We start from the raw sequence: 19,948 nt of genomic DNA, 5'->3' as shown, positions 1-19,948 counted from the left end.
CTGCCACATGACTCTTCGCACACGCATCGCATCGACCACTCCCGACGTCCCGGGCACGACGGGCACTCCGGCCAGCGGACCCGGCCGGGGGCGGGGTTCCGACGGGCGGAGCCGCCTCGGGGCGCGTGACGCGTCTTCCGGGCGGGCCAGGAGGCGGACCCGGGTCAGGAGGGCCGCCCCGTTTCCCGAGGCTCTCGTACGGCGCCGGGGAGACGCACTCTTCCCGTCGGCGGCCGCCGAGCCGTCGCTGCCGGAACCATCGGGGGGCCGGGAGGCGCCGGAGGTCCCCGAGGCGCCGGAGCGTGGTTCCCCGGTCGGGACGCGGGAGCGGCTCGCGGCGGCGTTGCGCGAGCGGACCCCGGTGTGGGTGCAGACGCGGTGCGGGCTCGAACCGAGGGCCCTGGCCGCGCTGACGGTGGTCCTGGTCGTGGCCGCGGGTCTCGCGGGAGGTTACTTCTGGGCGGGGCGGCCGCAGCAGGTGCGTGCGCCCGAGCTCCTCCGCGCCGCTCCCGTGGCGGCCGCGCCTGCCACGCGAGCCGGGTCGGCGCAAGGGCCCGGTGCGGCGTCCGCGTCGACCGGCTCGAAGGTGGTCGTCGATGTCGGAGGCAAGGTGCGCAGGCCCGGGGTCCTGAGCCTGCCGGCCGGCTCACGGGTGGCCGACGCGCTGCGCGCCGCGGGTGGCGTGAAGCCGGACACCGATCTCACGGGGCTCAACCGGGCCCGCGTGCTGTTCGACGGTGAGCAGGTTCTCGTCGGCCTGCCGGGGGCACCGGCGGGCGGTCCCGGTACCGGCTCGGGCACCAGCACCGGCTCTGGTCCGGCGAGCGGAGCGGTCGGCGGCGGGCCGGCTGTGCCTCTGAGCCTCAACACGGCCACGGTGGAGCAACTCGACACCCTCCCGGGCGTGGGCCCGGTCCTGGCCAAGCACATCGTCGACCATCGCACGGAGCACGGCGGCTTCCGGTCGGTCGGGGAGCTGCGCGAGGTCAACGGCATCGGCGAGCGCAGGTTCGCCGACCTCGAACCGCTGGTCCGGCCGTGAGCCGCGGCGAGACGGCGGAGGAGGAGCGAGCGGCCCCCGAGCGCCCCTGGGACGAGGGACCCACGGATCTCCGGCTCGTCCCGCTCGCGGTGGCCGCCTGGGTGGCGGCGGCCTGCGCGGTGGGCGTCACCGGTTGGTGGACGGTGGCCGGTGTCGCGGTCTGCCTGGTGGGAGCCGCCGTCCTGTTGACACCGGCTTCGGCCCGCTGGGTCGGTGGCGTGGGCGTCGTGCGGGGGGTGCCCGGGTGGCGGTTGCGGGCGACCGCCTGTGCGGGGGTCCTGCTGTGTGCCGCGGCCGGAGCGGCCTCGGCGGGGTTGCACGCTGCGGACCTGCGGCGGGGACCCGTGCCGACCCTGGCGCGGGAGTACGCGCGGGCGCAGCTGGAGGTGACGGTGACGTCCGACCCGCGGCTCACCCGGCCGCGGGTCCAGGGCAGCGAGACCGTCCCGGTGGCCGTCGTCCTGGACGGTGAGGTGACCCGGGTCGAGAGGAGGGACGGCGCGGTCCACCGGACGCGGGCGCCGGTTCTGCTCCTCGTGCCGCCGGGGGAGGGGCGGGAGGAGTGGCTGCGGCTCCTGCCCTCCACGCGGCTGAGGGTCGGTGGCCGACTCGCGCCGCCGTTGCGCCCCGGCGATCCCTTCGCGGCGGTGCTCAAGGTCGACGGGGCGGGACCGCCCCGGATCGTCGGCCCTCCGAGCACGGTGCAGCGGACGGCGGGGGAGCTCCGGGCCGGGCTGCGGCGGGCGACCGACGGGCTCGAACCGGACGCGCGGGCCCTGCTGCCCGGCCTCGTGGTCGGGGACACCTCTCGGATCGGGCCCGACCTGCGGGACGCCTTCCAGGCCACCGACCTCACCCACCTGCTCGCCGTCTCGGGAAGCAACCTCTCCATCGTCCTGCTCCTGCTCGTCGGCCGGCCCGGGAGGGCGCACCAGGTGGAGCGGGGCGGGCTCGCGCCCCGGCTGGGGATGTCGCTGCGGGTCACCGCGCTGGCCGGGGGAGCGCTGACGCTGGCGTTCGTGGTCGTCTGCCGGCCCGATCCGAGCGTGCTGCGTGCGGCGGCCTGTGGGCTCGTCGTGCTTCTCGCGATCGGCACCGGCCGCCGGAGATCGCTGATCCCCGCGCTGGCCGCCGCGGTCCTGCTCCTGGTGCTGTACGACCCCTGGCTCGCGCGCAGTTACGGGTTCCTGCTGTCGGTCCTCGCCACCGGGGCCCTGCTCACGATCGCTCCGCGGTGGGGGGAGGCGTTGCGGCGGCGCCGGGTGCCGGGCGGGCTGGCGGAGGCGCTGGCCGCCTGCCTGGCGGCGCAGGCGGTGTGCGCTCCGGTCGTGGTGGTGTTCGCCGCCCGAGTGAGCCTGGTCGCCATCCCGGCGAACCTGTTCGCCGAGCTCGCGGTGGCACCCGCGACGGTGCTCGGCTTCGCCGCGCTCGCCTTGGCGGCGGTGTGGGAACCGGCCGCGGAGGGCCTGGCCTGGGTGGCGGGATGGCCGGCCGGGTGGATCGCGTGGGTGGCGCGTACCGGTGCGGCCCTGCCGGGAGCGGAGCTGAGCTGGCCCGGCGGGTGGTGGGGCGGCCTCGCCCTCGCGCTGCTCACCGCCCTGGTGGTGCTCGGGGTGCGCAGGTTGCCGTACCGGGGGCCGGTCGGCGTGCTCGTCACCGTGGTGCTCCTGCTCGTGGTGGTGCGGCCGGTGCCGCTCGTCCGGTGGGTCACCGGATGGCCGCCGCCGGATTGGGTGTTCGCGATGTGTCAGGTGGGGCAGGGTGACGCGACGGTGCTCGCGGCGGGCGGGGACACGGCCGTCGTGGTGGACGCGGGCCCGGACCCCGTGTCCGTGGACCGCTGCCTGCGCGAACTGGGCGTGCGTCGGGTGCCGTTGCTGGTGCTGACCCACTTCCACGCCGACCACGTGGCCGGCCTCCCGGGAGTGTTGCGGGGGCGGTCGGTGGGGGCGATCCAGACGACGGGGCTCGAAGAGCCGCCCGCCCAGGCCCGGTTCGTGCGGCGGACGGCGACGGCCGCGCGGGTGCCGCTGATCCGGGCGGGGCCGGGGGAGCAGCGGAGGGTGGGGGTGCTGGAATGGCGCGTGCTCTGGCCCGTCGCGGAGGAAGGGGAGACCTCAGCCGGGCCGAACGACGCCAGTGTCACGCTGCTCGTCCGGACCGCCGGCGGGGTGACCCTACTGCTGCTCGGCGACCTGGAGCCGCCGGCCCAGCGGGCCCTGCTGCTGGCCCACCCGGATCTCGGGCCGGTGGACGTCCTCAAGGTGGCCCACCACGGATCGGCCCACCAGGACCCGGGGCTGATACGGGCCGTACGGCCCCGGCTCGCGCTGGTGTCGACGGGGCGCGACAACCCGTACGGGCATCCCTCGCCGAGGACGGTGGAGTCGTTGCGGGCCGGTGGGGCGAAGGTGCTGCGGACCGACCGGGACGGGGCGATCGCGGTGACGGGGACGGGGCGCGGGCTGGTGGCCGTACCGGGAGGAGGGTGAGGACGAGGGTCACGGTGGGCGGGTCACGGGGCTTCCAGCCAGCCGTCGTACTCGGCGGCCAGCCCGTCGAGTGCCGTCGGGTCCAGGCGGCCCTCGGGGTCCTCGACGACCACCAGCCACTGGGCGTCCTCGGCGTCGTCCTCCCCGGCCAGGGCGTCCCGGAGGAGCAGCGGTTCCTCGGCCACGCCGAAACGGTCGGGGAGCTCCCCGACGACCTCCTCGGCGGAGTCGCGGTCGGGGAGTACCAGTACGTGTCGTTCACTCACCCCGCCATTCTCGGGCATCGCTGTCGGTGGCCCGTGGGATGCTGGAGCGCGATGGCCACCAGAAAGACTTCACCCGACGACCTCCTCGGCCCCGTGACGCTCGCCGTGGGGCAGGAGGACCTGCTCCTCGACCGCGTCGTCCAGGAGGTGGTGGCGGCCGCCCGCGCCGCCGACGCCGACACGGACGTGCGCGACCTCATGCCCGACCAGCTCCAGCCCGGCTCGCTGGCGGAGCTCACCAGTCCCTCGCTCTTCGCCGAGCGCAAGGTGCTGGTCGTGCGGAACGCCCACGACCTCTCCGCCGACACGATCAAGGACGTCAAGGCCTACCTCGGCGATCCGATCGAGGACATCTCGCTCGTCCTGCTCCACGCGGGCGGCGCCAAGGGCAGGGGTCTGCTCGACGCGGCGCGCAAGGCGGGGGCGCGGGAGGTGGCCTGCCCGAAGACCACGAAGCCGGCGGAGCGGCTGACGTTCGTACGGCAGGAGTTCCGCACCCTCGGCCGCGCGGCCACTCCGGAGGCCTGCCAGGCGCTCGTCGACTCGATCGGCAGTGATCTGCGGGAACTCGCGTCCGCGGTCGCGCAGCTCACCTCCGACGTGGACGGGACCATCGACGAGGCCGTGGTCGGGCGGTACTACACGGGCCGCGCCGAGGCCTCCTCCTTCAACATCGCGGACCGCGCGGTCGAGGGGCGGGCGGCGGAGGCGCTCGAGGCCCTGCGCTGGTCGCTCTCGACCGGGGTCGCGCCGGTGCTCGTCACCAGCGCGCTCGCGCAGGGTGTCCGGGCGATCGGCAAGCTGTCGTCGGCGCGGGGCGGTCGTCCCGCCGACCTCGCGCGCGAGCTGGGCATGCCGCCCTGGAAGATCGACCGCGTCCGGCAGCAGATGCGTGGCTGGACCCCGGACGGGGTGGCGCTGGCGCTGCGGGCGATCGCGGCGGCGGACGCGGGGGTGAAGGGCGGCGGGGACGACCCGGAGTACGCCCTGGAGAAGGCGGTGGTCGCGGTGGCGCGGGCGGCGAGGATGCGGCGCGGGGAGTAGAACGGCCTCCCGCCGTGAGGCGGCGGCGGCCTGCGATGACGCCTGGCCTCGGCCGCGCGATGACGCCCGGCCGCGACCGCCCGCACAGAAGCCCGGTAAGGCCCCCGCCCAGTCGACCGGCAGCGACCGCCTGGCTATACGCCCGGCCGTGACCGCCTACCCCTACTCGCGGCGGGCCGCCTGCGATATCGCAGGGCCGGCCGCTCCCCGCAGCCTCCAGTCACCGTCGCCCCCCGCCCACACACGCCGAAGGCCCCGGCGGCTCCTGGGGAAGGAGGCGGCGGGGCCTTCGACGTACAAGCTGGGTGGGCTCGCACCCGCGTGGCGAACGCGTCCGCGTGCGAGTCCTGGGTGGCCGGGCGGGAGCGGGAGAGAGGGCCCGCTGGGTCCCGTACGGCCGGTCACATCAGAGCTCAGCCCTGGAGAGCGGCAACCTTGATCGCCAGCGCCGACTTCTTGTTGGCGGCGGCGTTCTTGTGGATGACACCCTTCGAGACAGCCTTGTCGAGCTGACGCGAGGCGGCACGAGTGGCAACGGTGGCCTTCTCGAAGTCGCCGGCGGCGACAGCCTCACGGGCCTTGCGGATCGCGGTCTTGAGCGACGACTTGACGGCCTTGTTGCGCAGGCGCGCCTTCTCGTTGGTCTTGTTCCGCTTGATCTGGGACTTGATGTTCGCCACGAAAGAGCCTTTACAGGTTCGGTGTTCCTTCTGGATGCGCCTCGCGGGCTGAGAGGGCACACGAGACACAGCTGTCCACAGTATCAGCCGCTCTGGGGCCCGCCCAAACCGGGCGCAGGGCGGCGGGCATGGGACCATGGAGCCTACGTATCGATCCGACACCGCCCCGAGACGAGACCCTGCGTGCCCGCGACTCCTCCCCACGTGCCCGAGCCGAGCCGTACCGCCCCGGCTCTGATCCGCAACTTCTGCATCATCGCGCACATCGACCACGGCAAGTCCACGCTCGCCGACCGGATGCTCCAGCTGACCGGTGTGGTCGACCAGCGGCAGATGCGTGCCCAGTACCTCGACCGCATGGACATCGAGCGGGAGCGGGGCATCACGATCAAGTCCCAGGCGGTCCGGCTGCCGTGGGCGCCGACCGAGGGGCCGGCTCAGGGCGAGACGCACATCCTGAACATGATCGACACCCCCGGCCACGTCGACTTCACGTACGAGGTCTCGCGGTCGCTGGCGGCCTGTGAGGGCACGATCCTGCTGGTCGACGCGGCGCAGGGCATCGAGGCGCAGACCTTGGCGAACCTCTACCTGGCGATGGAGAACGACCTCACCATCGTCCCGGTCCTCAACAAGATCGACCTGCCGGCCGCCCAGCCGGAGAAGTTCTCCGAGGAGCTCGCCAACCTCATCGGCTGCCAGCCGGAGGACGTCCTCAAGGTCTCCGCGAAGACCGGCATGGGCGTCGAGGCGCTGCTCGACCGGGTGGTCCGGGACGTTCCGGCGCCGGTCGGTGTCGCCGACGCCCCGCCTCGCGCGATGATCTTCGACTCCGTGTACGACTCGTACCGGGGCGTGGTGACGTACGTACGAGTGATCGACGGCCAGCTCAACAAGCGCGAGCGCATCAAGATGATGTCGACCGGCGCCACCCACGAGCTCCTGGAGATCGGTGTCTCGTCCCCGGAGATGACGCCGTCCGACGGTCTCGGCGTCGGCGAGGTGGGCTACCTCATCACCGGTGTGAAGGACGTCCGCCAGTCCAAGGTCGGCGACACGATCACCTCCCTGCACAAGGGCGCCACCGAGGCCCTCGGCGGTTACAAGGACCCGAAGCCGATGGTGTTCTCGGGCCTCTACCCCCTGGACGGCTCGGAGTACCCGGACCTCCGCGAGGCCCTCGACAAGCTGCAGCTCAACGACGCCGCGCTCGTGTACGAGCCGGAGACCTCCGCCGCGCTCGGCTTCGGCTTCCGCGTCGGCTTCCTCGGTCTGCTCCACCTGGACGTGATCCGCGAGCGCCTGGAGCGCGAGTTCGGTCTCGACCTGATCGCCACCGCCCCCAACGTGGTCTACCGCGTGGTCATGGAGGACGGCAGCGAGCACACGGTCACCAATCCGAGCGAGTTCCCCGAGGGCAAGATCAACGACGTGTACGAGCCCGTCGTACGCGCCACGATCCTCGCCCCCAGCGAGTTCATCGGCGCGATCATGGAGCTGTGCCAGACCCGTCGCGGCACGCTGCTCGGCATGGACTACCTCTCCGAGGACCGGGTCGAGATCCGCTACACCCTGCCCCTCGCGGAGATCGTCTTCGACTTCTTCGACCAGCTGAAGTCCAAGACGCGCGGGTACGCCTCCCTGGACTACGAGCCCACCGGCGAGCAGGCCTCCAGCCTCGTCAAGGTCGACATCCTGCTGCACGGCGACAAGGTCGACGCGTTCTCCGCCGTCACCCATAAGGACGCCGCGTACGCCTACGGTGTGCGGCTCGTCGCGAAGCTGCGCGAGCTCATCCCGAGGCAGGCCTTCGAGGTGCCGATCCAGGCCGCGATCGGCTCCCGGGTCATCGCCCGCGAGACGATCCGGGCCATCCGCAAGGACGTCCTCGCCAAGTGCTACGGCGGTGACATCTCCCGCAAGCGGAAGCTGCTCGAGAAGCAGAAGGAAGGCAAGAAGCGCATGAAGATGGTCGGTTCGGTGGAGGTGCCCCAGGAGGCCTTCATCGCCGTCCTGTCGAGCGACGAGTCCTCCAGCAAGAAGAAGTAGCCGGGAGGCGTCGGACGAAGAGGGAAAGCGGGACGGGGCTGCGGGGGAGCCGAAAATACCTGTCCTGTGCAATGAACGGGCCTACGTGCGGATGCGCGTGGGCCCGTTCGTTATGAAGCGACGCCCTGTAGACCCTTACGCGCAGGTCCCCGGCGCCTTACTCTGATCCCGGCTCGAAGGTTACTCGCCAGTTAGTTACGAACCACCAGCAGGCACCGCCGCCGCCCGGAGGACGTCGTGAGCGACACACAGACCCAGATCGAGAACCGGCCGCCCTCCGTGGCGACCCTCTTCCTTGAGCGCGTCGAGCGGACTCCGGACGCGGAGGCCTACCGCTATCCGGTGCCCGCCGCATCCGGCCCGGACGACTGGAAGTCGCTCAGCTGGGGTCAGGCCGCCGAGCGGGTCTACGCGATCGCCGCCGGCCTCGTCGACCTCGGCGTGCAGTCCGAGGAGCGGGTCGCCCTCGCCTCCTCCACCCGCGTCGAGTGGATCCTCGCCGACCTGGGCGTGATGTGCGCGGGCGCCGCGACCACCACGGTCTACCCGCAGACCAACGCCGAGGAGTCGGCGTTCATCCTCTCCGACTCCGAGTCGAAGGTCCTCATCGCCGAGGACGCGGCGCAGCTCGCCAAGGCCGTGGAGCGCCGCGCCGACCTGCCGAACCTCCACCACGTGATCGTCATCGACGCCACGGGCGTGGAGAGCGACGGCCAGTGGGTCCTCTCCCTGGCCGAGCTCGAGGCGCGCGGCCGGGCATACCTGGAGAAGCACCCGGAGGCCGTCAAGGAGCGGGTCGCCGCGATCACCCCCACCCAGCTCGCGACCCTCATCTACACCTCCGGCACCACGGGCCGGCCCAAGGGCGTGCGTCTCCCGCACGACAACTGGTCGTACATGGCGAAGGCCATCGCCGCCACCGGTCTCGTCACGCAGGACGACGTCCAGTACCTGTGGCTGCCGCTCGCGCACGTCTTCGGCAAGGTCCTCACCTCCGGCCAGATCGAGGTCGGACACGTCACCGCCGTCGACGGCCGTGTCGACAAGATCATCGAGAACCTGCCGGTGGTCCAGCCCACCTACATGGCCGCCGTGCCCCGCATCTTCGAGAAGGTCTACAACGGCGTCGCCGCCAAGGCCCGCGCCGCCGGCGGAGCCAAGTACAAGATCTTCCAGTGGGCGGCCGGCGTCTCCCGCGACTACGCCAAGGCCGGCCAGGACAACTTCCGCCGCACCGGGACCGCCTCGGTGCCCTTCGGCCTCACCGCCAAGCACAAGATCGCCGACGCCCTCGTCTACTCCAAGATCCGTGACGCCTTCGGCGGCAACCTGCGCGCGTGCATCTCCGGATCCGCCGCGCTCGCCCCCGAGATCGGCTACTTCTTCGCCGGCGCCGGCATCCACATCCTGGAGGGCTACGGGCTCACCGAGTCCTCCGCCGCCTCCTTCGTCAACCCGGGCGAGGCCTACCGCACCGGCACCGTCGGCAAGCCGCTCCCCGGCACCGAGGTCCGCATCGCCGACGACGGCGAGATCCTGCTGCGCGGCCCCGGCATCATGGAGGGCTACCACGGCCTGCCCGAGAAGACGGCCGAGGTCCTGGAGTCCGACGGCTGGTTCCACACCGGTGACATCGGCGAACTGTCCGCCGACGGCTACCTCCGGATCACCGACCGCAAGAAGGACCTGATCAAGACGTCCGGCGGCAAGTACATCGCGCCGGCCGAGGTCGAGGGCCAGTTCAAGGCCGTCTGTCCGTTCGTCTCCAACATCCTCGTCCACGGCGCCGACCGGAACTTCTGCACCGCGCTGATCGCCCTCGACGAGCCCACCCTCCTCGGCTGGGCCGCCGATCACGACCTCGCGGGCAGGTCGTACGCCGAGGTCGTCGCCGCCCCGCAGACGGTGGCCATGATCCAGGGCTACGTCGACCGCCTCAACGAAGGCCTCCAGCGCTGGCAGACGATCAAGAAGTTCCGGCTGCTGCCCCGGGACCTGGACATCGAGCACGGCGAGCTGACCCCGTCGCTGAAGCTGAAGCGGCCGGTGGTGGAGCGCGAGTACAAGGACCTCATCGAGGAGATGTACGCGGGCTCCCGGGAGTCCTGACCGCCGCGCACGGCACTTTTCCACAGGCCGGCGTCCACAGGCCGGACGTCCACCTCGGGCAGTACGGGACAATGGGGCTCATGCCTTCCGTACTGCCCGATGGTGAGACCGTGCCCGAGACCGGGGCGCTGCCCGCACACGCCCTGGAAGGGGCGGCCGAGCGGCCCCTCGGGTTCTACCTGCACGTTCCGTACTGCGCCACGCGGTGCGGCTACTGCGACTTCAACACGTACACGGCGAGCGAGCTGCGCGGCACCGGGGGCGTGCTCGCCTCCCGGGACAACTACGCCGACCAGGTCGCCGAAGAGGTCCGGCTCGCCCGGAAGGTGCTCGGCGACGACCCCAGGCCGGTGCGGACCGTGTTCGTCGGCGGGGGCACGCCGACGCTGCTCGCCGCCGGTGATCTCGTACGGATGCTGGGAGCCGTCCGCGACGAGTTCGGGCTCGCGGACGACGCCGAGGTGACGACCGAGGCGAATCCGGAGTCCGTGACCCCCGCGTACCTCGCGGAGCTGCGGGAAGGCGGCTTCAACCGCGTCTCCTTCGGGATGCAGAGTGCCCGGCAGCACGTCCTGAGGATCCTCGACCGGACGCACACGCCCGGGCGCCCCGAGGCGTGCGTCGCCGAGGCGCGGGCCGCCGGGTTCGAGCACGTGAACCTGGATCTGATCTACGGCACGCCGGGGGAGTCCGACGACGACTGGCGGGCCTCGCTCGACGCGGCGATCGGCGCCGGCCCTGACCACGTCAGCGCGTACGCCCTGATCGTCGAGGAGGGGACGCAGCTCGCCCGCCGGATCCGGCGCGGCGAGGTGCCGATGACCGACGACGACGTGCACGCCGACCGGTACCTGATCGCGGACTCCGTTCTCGCCGAGGCCGGATTCGAGTGGTACGAGGTGTCCAACTGGGCCACCTCGGAGGCCGGGCGCTGCCTCCACAACGAGCTGTACTGGCGCGGCGCGGACTGGTGGGGCGCGGGCCCCGGCGCGCACAGCCACGTGGGCGGGGTGCGGTGGTGGAACGTGAAGCACCCGGGCGCGTACGCGGCGGCGCTCGACGGGGGGAGGTCGCCGGGGGCGGGGCGGGAGCTGCTGTCGTCCGAAGACCGCAGGGTGGAGCGGGTGCTGCTCGAGTTGCGGCTGCGGGAGGGCGTCGAGTTGGCACTCCTGCGGCCTGCCGGGCTTGCCGCGGCTTCGCGGGCGCTGGCGGACGGGCTTCTCGACGCGGGGCCCTACGACGAGGGGCGGGCCGTGCTGACCCTGCGGGGTCGGTTGCTCGCCGACGCCGTGGTGCGGGACCTGGTGGACTGAGGTTCAGGCGCGGGGCGAATGCCCGTGACGGGGGCGCGGGGCGCCCCCGTCGGAGGTCGTCTACGGCGCCGTCACGAAGTCGATCAGTTCTTCCACTCGGCCCAGGAGTTCCGGTTCCAGGTCCTTGTACGAGGTGACTCTCGACAGGATGTGCTGCCAGGCGGCGCCCGTGTTGTCGTGGGGCCAGCCGAGGGCCCGGCAGACGCCCGTCTTCCAGTCCTGGCCCCGGGGGACCGTCGGCCAGGCCGGGATGCCCAGGGACGACGGCTTCACCGCCTCCCAGACGTCGATGTAGGGGTGGCCCACGACCAGGACGTCCGGGGAGGTCACCCGGGCGGCGATGCGGGACTCCTTCGAGCCCGGGACCAGGTGGTCCACCAGGACCCCCAGGCGCGCGTCCGGCGCCGGGGCGAAGTCCGCCACGATCGACGGCAGGTCGTCGACGCCCTCCAGGTACTCCACGACCACGCCCTCGATCCGCAGGTCGTCGCCCCAGACCCGCTCCACGAGCTCGGCGTCGTGCCGGCCCTCCACGTAGATCCGGCCGGCCCGCGCCACGCGCGCACGTGCGCCCGGTACGGCGACCGAGCCCGAGGCCGTACGGGTGGGGCGGGCGGGAGCGGTGACCGGTCGGACCAGGGTCACCACCCGGCCCTCCAGGAGGAAACCACGCGGGTCCATGGGGAAGACCCGGTGCTTGCCGAAGCGGTCCTCCAGGGTCACGGTGCCCGCCTCGCAGCGGATCACCGCCCCGCAGAAGCCCGTCGTGACCTCCTCGACGACGAGGTCACGCTCGGCCGGAACCTCCGGGACGGGCTTCGGCTTCTTCCAGGACGGCGTCAGGTCCGGGTTGTAGCTGCGCATTTCGGTGACGTTAGGCGACGTGGAAGCGGTGTGCCAGTTCATCGCGCTGGGCCCGCACGAACGTGGCGTCCACCACCGCCCCGTGCCCCGGTACGTACACCGCCTCCTCGCCGCCGAGCCGCAGCAGCCGGTCCAGGGCGTCCGGCCAGCGGGAGGGGATCGCGTCCGGGCCCGCCTGCGGCTCGCCGGACTCCTCGACCAGGTCGCCGCAGAAGACCACCTCCGGGCCGCCCGGCACCAGGAGCACCAGGTCGTGGCCCGTGTGGCCGGGGCCGACGTTCGCCAGGAGGACCTGCCGGCCGCCGAGGTCGAGCGTCCACTCGCCTGAGACCACGTGCCGCGGCGCCACCAGCACGTCCACGGCCTCCGCGGCCGCCGCCGGGTCGAGCCCGTGCCGTACCGCGTCGCCGCGCAGCGCCTCCTGCGCCCTGGCCCCTCCGAGCAGCGCGTCGGAGCCGACCGCGCCGAAGACCTCCGCGCCCGAGAAGGCCGCGGTGCCCAGCACATGGTCGAAATGGGGGTGGCTCAGTGCGATGTGCGTCACTCTCCGGTCGTTCGTCAGCCCCGCGATCTGCGTCCGCAGCTCGGCGCCCTCCGCGAGCGAGGAGCCCGTGTCGTACAGCAGCACCGCCCGCTCGCCCAGTGCCAGTCCGACCGTGGCGTCCCATCCGGGCAGCCGTCGCCGGCCCACCCCGTCCGCGAGCCGCTCCCACCCGTACGCTTCCCAATCCACGTCCATAAGGCGACGCTAGCCGGTGGGGGCCCGCCGCCTTGCCAGGAGCGACGCCCGCCGCCGTACACTGGCCGGGGAATCGCTGGCACTCGAACAGGGTGAGTGCCAAAAGCGGAGCAACCGGAACGACGTCGACAGCTGGAGGTGCGCCACGATGCTCAGCGAACGCAGGCTCGAGGTCCTGCGCGCCATCGTCCAGGACTACGTGGGGACGGAGGAGCCCGTCGGCTCCAAGGCGCTCACCGAGCGCCACAAACTCGGCGTCTCGCCCGCCACCGTGCGCAACGACATGGCCGTGCTGGAGGAGGAGGGCTTCATCGCCCAGCCCCACACCAGCGCCGGCCGGATCCCGACCGACAAGGGCTACCGGCTCTTCGTCGACCGGCTCGCCGGCGTCAAGCCGCTGTCGACGCCCGAGCGCCGGGCCATCCACAACTTCCTCGACGGCGCGGTGGACCTGGACGACGTCGTCGGCCGCACGGTCCGGCTGCTCGCGCAGCTGACCCGTCAGGTCGCCGTCGTCCAGTACCCCTCGCTGACCCGTTCGACCGTCCGGCACGTGGAGCTGCTCTCGCTGGCCCCCGCCCGCCTGATGCTGGTGCTCATCACGGACACCGGCCGCGTCGAGCAGCGTCTCATCGACTGCCCCGCGCCCTTCGGCGAGTCCTCCCTCGCCGATCTGCGGGCCCGGCTCAACAGCAGGGTCGTCGGTCGGCGGTTCGCCGACGTGCCGCAGCTGGTGCAGGACCTCCCCGAGTCATTCGAGGAGGTCGAGGACCGCGCCACGGTCTCGACCGTGCTCGCGACCCTCCTCGAATCCCTGGTCGAGGAGCACGAGGAGCGGCTGATGATCGGCGGCACCGCCAATCTCACCCGCTTCGGACATGACTTCCCCCTGATGATCAGGCCCGTCCTTGAAGCTCTGGAGGAGCAGGTCGTGCTCCTCAAGCTGCTCGGCGAGGCCAAGGAATCGGGCATGACCGTACGCATCGGGCACGAGAACGCCCACGAGGGGCTGAGCTCCACGTCCGTCGTCTCGGTCGGCTACGGTTCGGGCGGCGAGGCAGTCGCCAAACTCGGCGTGGTCGGACCGACCCGCATGGACTACCCCGGAACGATGGGAGCGGTACGCGCAGTGGCACGTTACGTCGGACAGATCCTGGCGGAGTCGTAAGTGGCCACGGACTACTACGCCGTACTCGGCGTGCGCCGCGACGCGTCCCAGGACGAGATCAAGAAGGCGTTCCGGAGGCTCGCCCGCGAGCTGCACCCGGACGTCAATCCCGATCCCAAGACGCAGGAACGCTTCAAGGAGATCAACGCCGCCTACGAGGTCCTCTCGGACCCGCAGAAGAAGCAGGTCTACGACCTGGGCGGCGACCCCCTCTCGGCCTCGGGCGGAGGCGGCGCGGGCGGCTTCGGGGCCGGTGGCTTCGGCAACTTCTCCGACATCATGGACGCCTTCTTCGGTACGGCGTCGCAGCGCGGCCCGCGCTCGCGGACCCGCCGCGGCCAGGACGCCATGATCCGGCTGGAGATCGACCTCAACGAGGCGGCCTTCGGCACCACCAAGGACATCCAGGTCGACACGGCTGTCGTCTGCACGACCTGCTCGGGCGAGGGCGCCGCGCCCGGCACCTCCGCGCAGACCTGTGACATGTGCCGCGGTCGCGGCGAGGTGTCCCAGGTCACCCGGTCCTTCCTCGGCCAGGTCATGACCTCCCGCCCCTGCCCCCAGTGCCAGGGCTTCGGCACGGTCGTGCCGACGCCGTGCCCGGAGTGCGCGGGCGACGGCCGGGTGCGGTCCCGTCGTACGCTCACGGTGAAGATCCCGGCCGGTGTCGACAACGGCACCCGGATCCAGCTCGCGGGCGAGGGCGAGGTCGGCCCCGGCGGCGGCCCCGCCGGCGACCTGTACGTGGAGATCCACGAGACCCCGCACGACACCTTCCAGCGGCGCGGCGACGACCTGCACTGCACGGTCACGATCCCGATGACCGCGGGCGCGCTCGGCACCAAGGTGCCGCTGCAGACCCTCGACGGCGTCGAGGAGATCGACATCCGGCCGGGCACCCAGTCCGGCCAGTCGATCCCGCTGCACGGCCGTGGCGTCACGCATCTGCGCGGCAACGGCCGGGGCGACCTGATCGTGCACGTCGAGGTGCAGACCCCCGGCAAGCTCGACGCGGAGCAGGAACGGCTCCTGCGCGAACTGGCCAAGCTGCGCGGCGAGGAACGGCCCACCGGCCAGTTCCAGCCGGGGCAGCAGGGCTTGTTCTCGCGGTTGAAGGACGCGTTCAACGGGCGGGTCTGATCGGTACGGAAGGGGCGGCACCCGCGGGCGCGGGTGCCGCCCCTTCCGGCTGCCGGTGCCGTCTTTCCGCCTGTCCGCGCCGCCCCTTCCGTACCCGACGTTCGAATTCGGCACCGCCGCACACGCATGGCACGATGCCCATATGTCCACCACCGCACTGAACGATCTGTCTCGGTATCCGATCGTGCAGGCCCCCATGGCGGGTGGCGGTTCCTGTCCCGAGCTGGTCGGGGCCGTCTGCGAGGCCGGGGCGCTCGGCTTCCTGGCCGGCGGATACAAGACGGCCGGCGGCCTGTACCAGGAGATCAAGCAGACACGCGGGCTCACCGCACGCCCCTTCGGTGTCAACCTCTTCCTGCCGCAGAGCGGGCGGCCCGCCGACCCCGCCGCCGTCGAGGTCTACCGCCACCAGCTCGCCGGCGAGGCCACCTGGTACGGCACCCCGCTCGGCGACACGGACTCCGGTCGCGACGACGCCTACGACGCCAAGCTGGCCATCCTCCTGGAGGACCCGGTCCGCGTCGTCTCCTTCACCTTCGGCTGCCCCGCGCCCGAGACGCTCGCCGCCTTCGCCCGCGTCGGTACGTTCACGATCGTCACCGTCACCTCAGCCGACGAGGCCCTCGCCGCACAGGCCGCGGGCGCCGACGCCGTCTGCGTCCAGGGCGTCGAGGCCGGCGGACACCAGGGCACGTACCGCGACGACCCGGCCGACGACGGCGCCCGGGGCACCGGGCTGCTCACCCTTCTCACCCGGATCCGCGAGAGCGTCGCCCTGCCGATCGTCGCCACCGGCGGGATCATGCGCGGCGCCCAGATCGCCGCCGTCCTCGCCGCCGGGGCCGAGGCCGCCCAGCTCGGCACCGCCTTCCTCTGCTGCCCCGAGTCCGGCGCCCACCCGCTGCACAAGCGGGCCCTGACCGACCCGCTGTTCACCAGGACCGCCCTCACCCGGGCCTTCTCCGGGCGCCCCGCCCGCGGCCTCGTCAACCGCTTCATGCGCGAGCACGGCCCGTACGCCCCCTCCGCCTACCCGGAGATCCACCACCTCACCGCCCCCCTCCGCAAGGCCGCCGCCACCGTGGGCGACGCCCAGGGCATGGCCCTGTGGGCCGGCCAGGGCCACCGGCTCGCCCGCGAACTCCCCGCCGGGCAGCTGGTCGAGGTGCTGGCCGCCGAACTCGACACCGCCCTCTCCGACCTCTCCGGGCCCGCCCACAGGAGCGCCTCATGACAGCACCCGTCTTCGTCGTCGACACCGTCCCCGGCACCGGCACCTTCGTCCTCGACGGGCCCGAGGGGCGGCACGCCGTCTCCGTGAAGCGGCTCCAGGGCGGTGAGGACCTCGTCCTCACCGACGGCCGCGGCCGCTGGGCCGACTGCGTGGTGCTCACGGCCGAGGGCAAGGACCGGCTGACCGTCCAGGTCTCGGGCGATCACGAGGACCCCCCGGAGGAGCCCCGGATCACCGTGGTCCAGGCTCTGCCGAAGGGCGACCGGGGCGAACTCGCCGTCGAGACCATGACGGAGACCGGGGTGGACGCCGTCGTCCCGTGGGCCGCCTCCCGCTGCATCACCCAGTGGAAGGGCGACCGGGGCCTCAAGGCGCTCGCCAAGTGGCGCTCCACCGCGCGCGAGGCCGGCAAGCAGTCGCGCCGCAGCCGGTTTCCCGAGGTCGCCGACCTGATGACGACCAAGCAGGTCGCCGCGCTCCTCGCGGACGCCGACTTCGCGGCCGTCCTGCACGAGGACCGCGACCACCCGAGCGGCGCGCTCGCCACCGCCGAACTCCCCGAGAAGGGCTCGATCGTGCTGATCGTCGGCCCCGAGGGCGGGGTCTCGCCGCAGGAACTCGCCGCGTTCGAGGAGGCCGGGGCGAAGCCGTACCGCCTGGGTCGCAGCGTGCTGCGCACCTCCACGGCCGGTACGGCGGCGACCGCGCTGGTGCTGGGGCGCACGGGGCGCTGGAGCTAGCCGTTCGCGGGCGGTGGGGGGCCGTACCGGACGTCAGCGGGCCGGGGCCGGGGCCGGGGCCGGGGCCGTACCGGCCGGTCGGCCGCTCTGGCTGCACCGGCCCGTCTCCAGCCCGACCAGCCGTTCTCCGGCCGTACTAGCCGTTCTCCCGTCCGTCCGGCTCCGCCAGGGTGTCGAAGAGGGGCCAGCCGTCCGTCTCCCGTATGCCGTGCGTGGCCGGGAAGAGGTCACGGGCCGAGGCCTCGTCGAGGAAGCGGCGGACCACGCTCGGTTCGTTGAGGTTGAGCCGGCCGCCGTCCGTGGCGGCCACCTCGCCGTCGCCCATCGTGTACCCGCCGGTGATACGGCCGGGGCCGCTCCGGAAGACGAGCCGGAGACCGGTGTGGCGGGTCCCGGCCGGGCGGAGGGTGAGGTACGTCCGGCACTCCGGGTGCGTGTGGCCGACGTTCCACAGCCACACCGACTCGTCCACCGTCAGCCTGCGGGGCGCGCGCGATCGTCTCATGCGGCGCACCCTACGCCGCCGCCCGTACCGCACCCGGTGGACGGTGGCCCCCCGCGCCTCCATAAAGTGGCCGCATGGCCGACGAGTCCCCTCTGATCCGCAGTCTGCGCGCCGCCGTGGCCGCCGCCCCCGGCGACGTACCCCTGCGTCTGCACTTCGCCGAACTCCTCCTCTCCGAGGGACGCCACGACGAGGCCGTCGCGGAGGCGGCCGTCGCCCTCCAGCACGCGCCGGGGGACGCGGACGCGCGGGCGCTGATGATGCGGGCGATGGGCGTCCCGCCGGTGGCCGCCCCCGCTCCGGCGACCGAGCGGCCCGGCCCGGCCGTGCCCGCCGACCCGGCCACCGAGCCCCCCGTGCCCGCCGACCCGGCCACAGACGCCCCCGCGCCCGCCGACACCCCCGCCGAGCAGCCGCCCGTGGCCGACGTCCCCGCCTTCGACTGGGGCGCCGCCGAGCAGCAGGTCCAGGACCTCGTCGGGCCCCGGTTCCTCGAGGACCCGCAGGCCGCCGACGGCGAGGGGGGCGCCGGTGACGCCGCCGCCTGGGACGTCGACGCCCCCGGCGCCGTACGCCTCGCCGACGTCGGCGGCATGGAGGAGGTCAAGGACCGCCTCGAAGCCGCGTTCCTCGCGCCCATGCGCAACCCCGAACTGCGCCGCCTCTACGGCAAGTCGCTCCGTGGCGGCCTGCTCCTCTACGGGCCTCCCGGCTGCGGCAAGACCTTCATCGCGCGGGCCGTCGCGGGCGAACTCGGCGCGAACTTCCTGACCGTCTCGCTCTCCGACGTCCTCGACATGTGGATCGGCGCCTCCGAGAAGAACATCCACGACATCTTCGAGACCGCCCGCCGCCAGGCCCCCTGCGTCGTCTTCCTCGACGAACTGGACGCCCTCGGCGCCAAGCGCTCCCGCACTCACCACAGCGGCCTGCGCAACGTCGTCAACCAGCTCCTCACCGAGCTCGACGGCATCGCGAGCGGCGCCGGCAACGAGGGGGTCTTCGTCCTCGCCGCCACCAACGTGCCCTGGGACGTGGACATCGCGCTCCGCCGCCCGGGCCGCCTCGACCGGACCCTGCTCGTGCTCCCGCCGGACGCCACCGCGCGCGAGGCGATCCTCCGCTACCACCTGCGCGAGCGCCCCATCGAGGCCGTCGACCTCGGCAAGCTGGTCAAGGCCACCGAGGACTTCTCCGGCGCCGACCTCGCCCACGTCTGCGAGACCGCCGCGGAGGCCGCGCTCCTCGACTCCGCCCGCAGCGGCCGCGTACGCCTCATCACCACCAAGGACCTGCTCGGCGCGGCCAAGCAGATCAAGCCGTCCACGGAGCCGTGGTTCGCCGCCGCGAGGAACGTCGCCATGTTCGCCAACGAGGGCGGCCTGTACGACGACCTCCTCGCCCACCTCAAGCGGAAGCGCAAGCTGTGACCGCCCCGACCGCCCTCCTGCGCGCCGAGGCCCTGTACGACACCGGGCGGTACGCGCAGGCGGGCGAGCTCGTCGCCCAGCACCTGGCGACCGAACCGGAGGACGCCGAGGCGCTCGTCCTGCTCGCCCGCTGCCACCACCGCGCCGAGGACCACCCGGCCGCCCTCGACGCCGTGGACCGGGCGCTCGGCGCCCGACCCGAGCTGCTGACGGCCTGGCTGATGCGCGTCCAGATCCTGCTGGGCCTGCGGCGGTTCCAGGACGCCGAGGCCTCCGCCCGGTACGCCGTCCAGCTCGCCCCGCAGTACTGGGGCACCCACTACGCCCTCGGCACCGCCCTCGCCCAGTTCGGGGAGCACGCGCGCGCGTCCGCGCGAGCCGTCGAGGCGTACGAGGCGGCTCGGGCCGCCGTCAGCCTCGCCCCCGAGGAGGACGCCGCCCACTTCCTGGTCGGGCTCACCGCCCAGCGCCGGGGCGACCACGCCACCGCCCAGCGGGCGTACGAGACGACGCTGCGGCTCAACCCGCAGAGCAGCGAGGCCCACAACAACCTGTCACTGCTGCGGCTGCGCCGCCGCTGGTTCCGCCGCGGGGCCTGGACGCAGGCCGCCGAGGGCTTCGTCGCCTCCGCCGCACTCGACCTCCAGGACCGCAAGGCCCGCTACAACCTGGAGGCCATGGCCTGGAACACCGTCGCGGGGTCCCGCTGGGTGGCCCTGCTCGGCTTCGTGGCCTCCACGTTCGGCTCCGCGCCGGTCCGCTCCGGAGCCACCGGCGCCGAGGCGGTCGTCCCCTTCGTGATCGGCGCGGGCGTGCTCCTCGGCTCCTGGGGCGGCTGGGTGCTGTGGATGGGCCGCCGGGTGCCGCCCCGGCTGCGCCGCCCCATGTTCCTCGTGGCGCGTTCCTGCCGGCCGGTGATCGCGATGGCCACGGCCGTGGGACTGCTCGGTCTCTACTCGGTGGTGACGATGGCCCTGTGGTCGTTCGACGCGGGGGTGATCGGCGGGCTCGGCACCCCCCTGTTCTGGGCCGTGATCATCACGTACTGGGTGAGCCGCTCGGCCCTGAACCGGCGCGCCCCCAAGGACTGACCGACGGCCTGGGGACCGGGGATGTCGGAGGCGGCGGATAGC

Annotated in this window: 17 protein-coding genes; 12 read left to right on the top strand and 5 right to left on the bottom strand. The window is 73.0% G+C overall.

Features of this window, described 5'->3' with window-relative positions; all coding sequences use genetic code 11:
• Window positions 1-7 precede the first annotated feature (7 nt).
• Complete coding sequence (locus ABZ567_RS03535; protein ID WP_360784203.1) at window positions 8-1,042, top strand: ComEA family DNA-binding protein; 1,035 nt, start codon at window positions 8-10, stop codon at window positions 1,040-1,042.
• Window positions 1,039-3,534 (top strand): ComEC/Rec2 family competence protein, encoded by a 2,496-nt coding sequence (locus ABZ567_RS03530; protein WP_360784200.1) that lies wholly within the window; start codon window positions 1,039-1,041, stop codon window positions 3,532-3,534. Before ABZ567_RS03535 ends, ABZ567_RS03530 begins: the two co-directional genes overlap by 4 nt.
• Before the next feature lie 23 nt (window positions 3,535-3,557).
• On the opposite strand, the gene ABZ567_RS03525 is transcribed toward ABZ567_RS03530, so the two are convergent.
• Window positions 3,558-3,800 (bottom strand): hypothetical protein, encoded by a 243-nt coding sequence (locus ABZ567_RS03525; protein ID WP_360784197.1) that lies wholly within the window; start codon window positions 3,798-3,800, stop codon window positions 3,558-3,560.
• Between the two features lie 51 nt (window positions 3,801-3,851).
• Between ABZ567_RS03525 and holA the strand changes: the two genes are divergently transcribed.
• Window positions 3,852-4,844, top strand: coding sequence for a DNA polymerase III subunit delta (gene holA / locus ABZ567_RS03520; RefSeq protein WP_360784194.1), 993 nt, complete (start codon window positions 3,852-3,854; stop codon window positions 4,842-4,844).
• Between the two features lie 413 nt (window positions 4,845-5,257).
• On the opposite strand, the gene rpsT is transcribed toward holA, so the two are convergent.
• The gene (gene rpsT, locus ABZ567_RS03515; RefSeq protein WP_360784191.1) at window positions 5,258-5,524 is read right to left on the bottom strand and encodes a 30S ribosomal protein S20; all 267 of its coding nucleotides are present in this window, start codon (window positions 5,522-5,524) and stop codon (window positions 5,258-5,260) included.
• 183 nt (window positions 5,525-5,707) lie between these two features.
• On the opposite strand from rpsT, the gene lepA reads away from it, so the two are divergent.
• The 3 genes from lepA (at window position 5,708) to hemW (ending at window position 10,995) form a co-directional block, all read left to right on the top strand.
• A complete protein-coding gene (gene lepA, locus ABZ567_RS03510; protein WP_360784188.1) occupies window positions 5,708-7,573 on the top strand; it encodes a translation elongation factor 4 in 1,866 nt (621 codons plus the stop codon).
• A 237-nt stretch (window positions 7,574-7,810) separates the two neighbouring features.
• Entirely contained in the window at window positions 7,811-9,682 is a 1,872-nt protein-coding gene (locus tag ABZ567_RS03505) for a long-chain fatty acid--CoA ligase (protein WP_360784185.1), read from the top strand.
• Between the two features lie 80 nt (window positions 9,683-9,762).
• Window positions 9,763-10,995: a radical SAM family heme chaperone HemW gene (gene hemW, locus ABZ567_RS03500; RefSeq protein ID WP_360784183.1), complete on the top strand. Its 1,233-nt coding sequence runs from the start codon at window positions 9,763-9,765 to the stop codon at window positions 10,993-10,995.
• Between the two features lie 60 nt (window positions 10,996-11,055).
• Here hemW and ABZ567_RS03495 read toward each other — a convergent pair whose 3' ends face one another.
• Window positions 11,056-11,859: a DUF3097 domain-containing protein gene (locus ABZ567_RS03495; protein WP_360784180.1), complete on the bottom strand. Its 804-nt coding sequence runs from the start codon at window positions 11,857-11,859 to the stop codon at window positions 11,056-11,058.
• 10 nt (window positions 11,860-11,869) lie between these two features.
• Window positions 11,870-12,598 carry an MBL fold metallo-hydrolase gene (locus ABZ567_RS03490; protein ID WP_360784177.1) on the bottom strand — a complete coding sequence of 243 codons (729 nt, stop codon included), beginning with the start codon at window positions 12,596-12,598 and terminating at the stop codon, window positions 11,870-11,872.
• 148 nt (window positions 12,599-12,746) lie between these two features.
• On the opposite strand from ABZ567_RS03490, the gene hrcA reads away from it, so the two are divergent.
• The 4 genes from hrcA (at window position 12,747) to ABZ567_RS03470 (ending at window position 16,880) form a co-directional block, all read left to right on the top strand.
• Window positions 12,747-13,766, top strand: a complete 1,020-nt coding sequence (gene hrcA / locus ABZ567_RS03485) for a heat-inducible transcriptional repressor HrcA (RefSeq protein WP_360784174.1) — start codon at window positions 12,747-12,749, stop codon at window positions 13,764-13,766.
• A complete protein-coding gene (gene dnaJ / locus ABZ567_RS03480; RefSeq protein ID WP_360784171.1) occupies window positions 13,767-14,906 on the top strand; it encodes a molecular chaperone DnaJ in 1,140 nt (379 codons plus the stop codon).
• A 142-nt stretch (window positions 14,907-15,048) separates the two neighbouring features.
• A complete protein-coding gene (locus ABZ567_RS03475) occupies window positions 15,049-16,140 on the top strand; it encodes a nitronate monooxygenase (protein WP_360784168.1) in 1,092 nt (363 codons plus the stop codon).
• Window positions 16,137-16,880, top strand: coding sequence for a 16S rRNA (uracil(1498)-N(3))-methyltransferase (locus ABZ567_RS03470; RefSeq protein ID WP_360784165.1), 744 nt, complete (start codon window positions 16,137-16,139; stop codon window positions 16,878-16,880). The genes ABZ567_RS03475 and ABZ567_RS03470 overlap by 4 nt, the downstream gene beginning before the upstream one ends.
• A gap of 136 nt (window positions 16,881-17,016) precedes the next feature.
• Here ABZ567_RS03470 and ABZ567_RS03465 read toward each other — a convergent pair whose 3' ends face one another.
• The gene (locus ABZ567_RS03465) at window positions 17,017-17,385 is read right to left on the bottom strand and encodes a hypothetical protein (RefSeq protein WP_360784162.1); all 369 of its coding nucleotides are present in this window, start codon (window positions 17,383-17,385) and stop codon (window positions 17,017-17,019) included.
• A gap of 74 nt (window positions 17,386-17,459) precedes the next feature.
• Between ABZ567_RS03465 and ABZ567_RS03460 the strand changes: the two genes are divergently transcribed.
• Window positions 17,460-18,815 (top strand): AAA family ATPase, encoded by a 1,356-nt coding sequence (locus ABZ567_RS03460; RefSeq protein ID WP_360784159.1) that lies wholly within the window; start codon window positions 17,460-17,462, stop codon window positions 18,813-18,815.
• Window positions 18,812-19,906, top strand: a complete 1,095-nt coding sequence (locus tag ABZ567_RS03455; protein ID WP_360784156.1) for a tetratricopeptide repeat protein — start codon at window positions 18,812-18,814, stop codon at window positions 19,904-19,906. The genes ABZ567_RS03460 and ABZ567_RS03455 overlap by 4 nt, the downstream gene beginning before the upstream one ends.
• Window positions 19,907-19,948 lie beyond the last annotated feature (42 nt).

Source organism: Streptomyces sp. NPDC016459 (assembly GCF_040632845.1).
Lineage (GTDB): Bacteria > Actinomycetota > Actinomycetes > Streptomycetales > Streptomycetaceae > Streptomyces.
This window is presented reverse-complemented; position numbering and strand designations above follow the sequence as displayed.

Bases quoted from the DNA above. Each gene is read 5' to 3' on its own strand.
- ABZ567_RS03470 (WP_360784165.1), top strand. From the start codon at position 16,137: ATGACAGCACCCGTCTTCGTCGTCGACACCGTCCCCGGCACCGGCACC.
- ABZ567_RS03460 (WP_360784159.1), top strand. From the start codon at position 17,460: ATGGCCGACGAGTCCCCTCTGATCCGCAGTCTGCGCGCCGCCGTGGCC.
- ABZ567_RS03475 (WP_360784168.1), top strand. From the start codon at position 15,049: ATGTCCACCACCGCACTGAACGATCTGTCTCGGTATCCGATCGTGCAG.
- ABZ567_RS03495 (WP_360784180.1), bottom strand. From the start codon at position 11,859: ATGCGCAGCTACAACCCGGACCTGACGCCGTCCTGGAAGAAGCCGAAG.
- ABZ567_RS03465 (WP_360784162.1), bottom strand. From the start codon at position 17,385: ATGAGACGATCGCGCGCGCCCCGCAGGCTGACGGTGGACGAGTCGGTG.
- holA (WP_360784194.1), top strand. From the start codon at position 3,852: ATGGCCACCAGAAAGACTTCACCCGACGACCTCCTCGGCCCCGTGACG.
- hrcA (WP_360784174.1), top strand. From the start codon at position 12,747: ATGCTCAGCGAACGCAGGCTCGAGGTCCTGCGCGCCATCGTCCAGGAC.
- ABZ567_RS03535 (WP_360784203.1), top strand. From the start codon at position 8: ATGACTCTTCGCACACGCATCGCATCGACCACTCCCGACGTCCCGGGC.
- hemW (WP_360784183.1), top strand. From the start codon at position 9,763: ATGCCTTCCGTACTGCCCGATGGTGAGACCGTGCCCGAGACCGGGGCG.
- ABZ567_RS03490 (WP_360784177.1), bottom strand. From the start codon at position 12,598: ATGGACGTGGATTGGGAAGCGTACGGGTGGGAGCGGCTCGCGGACGGG.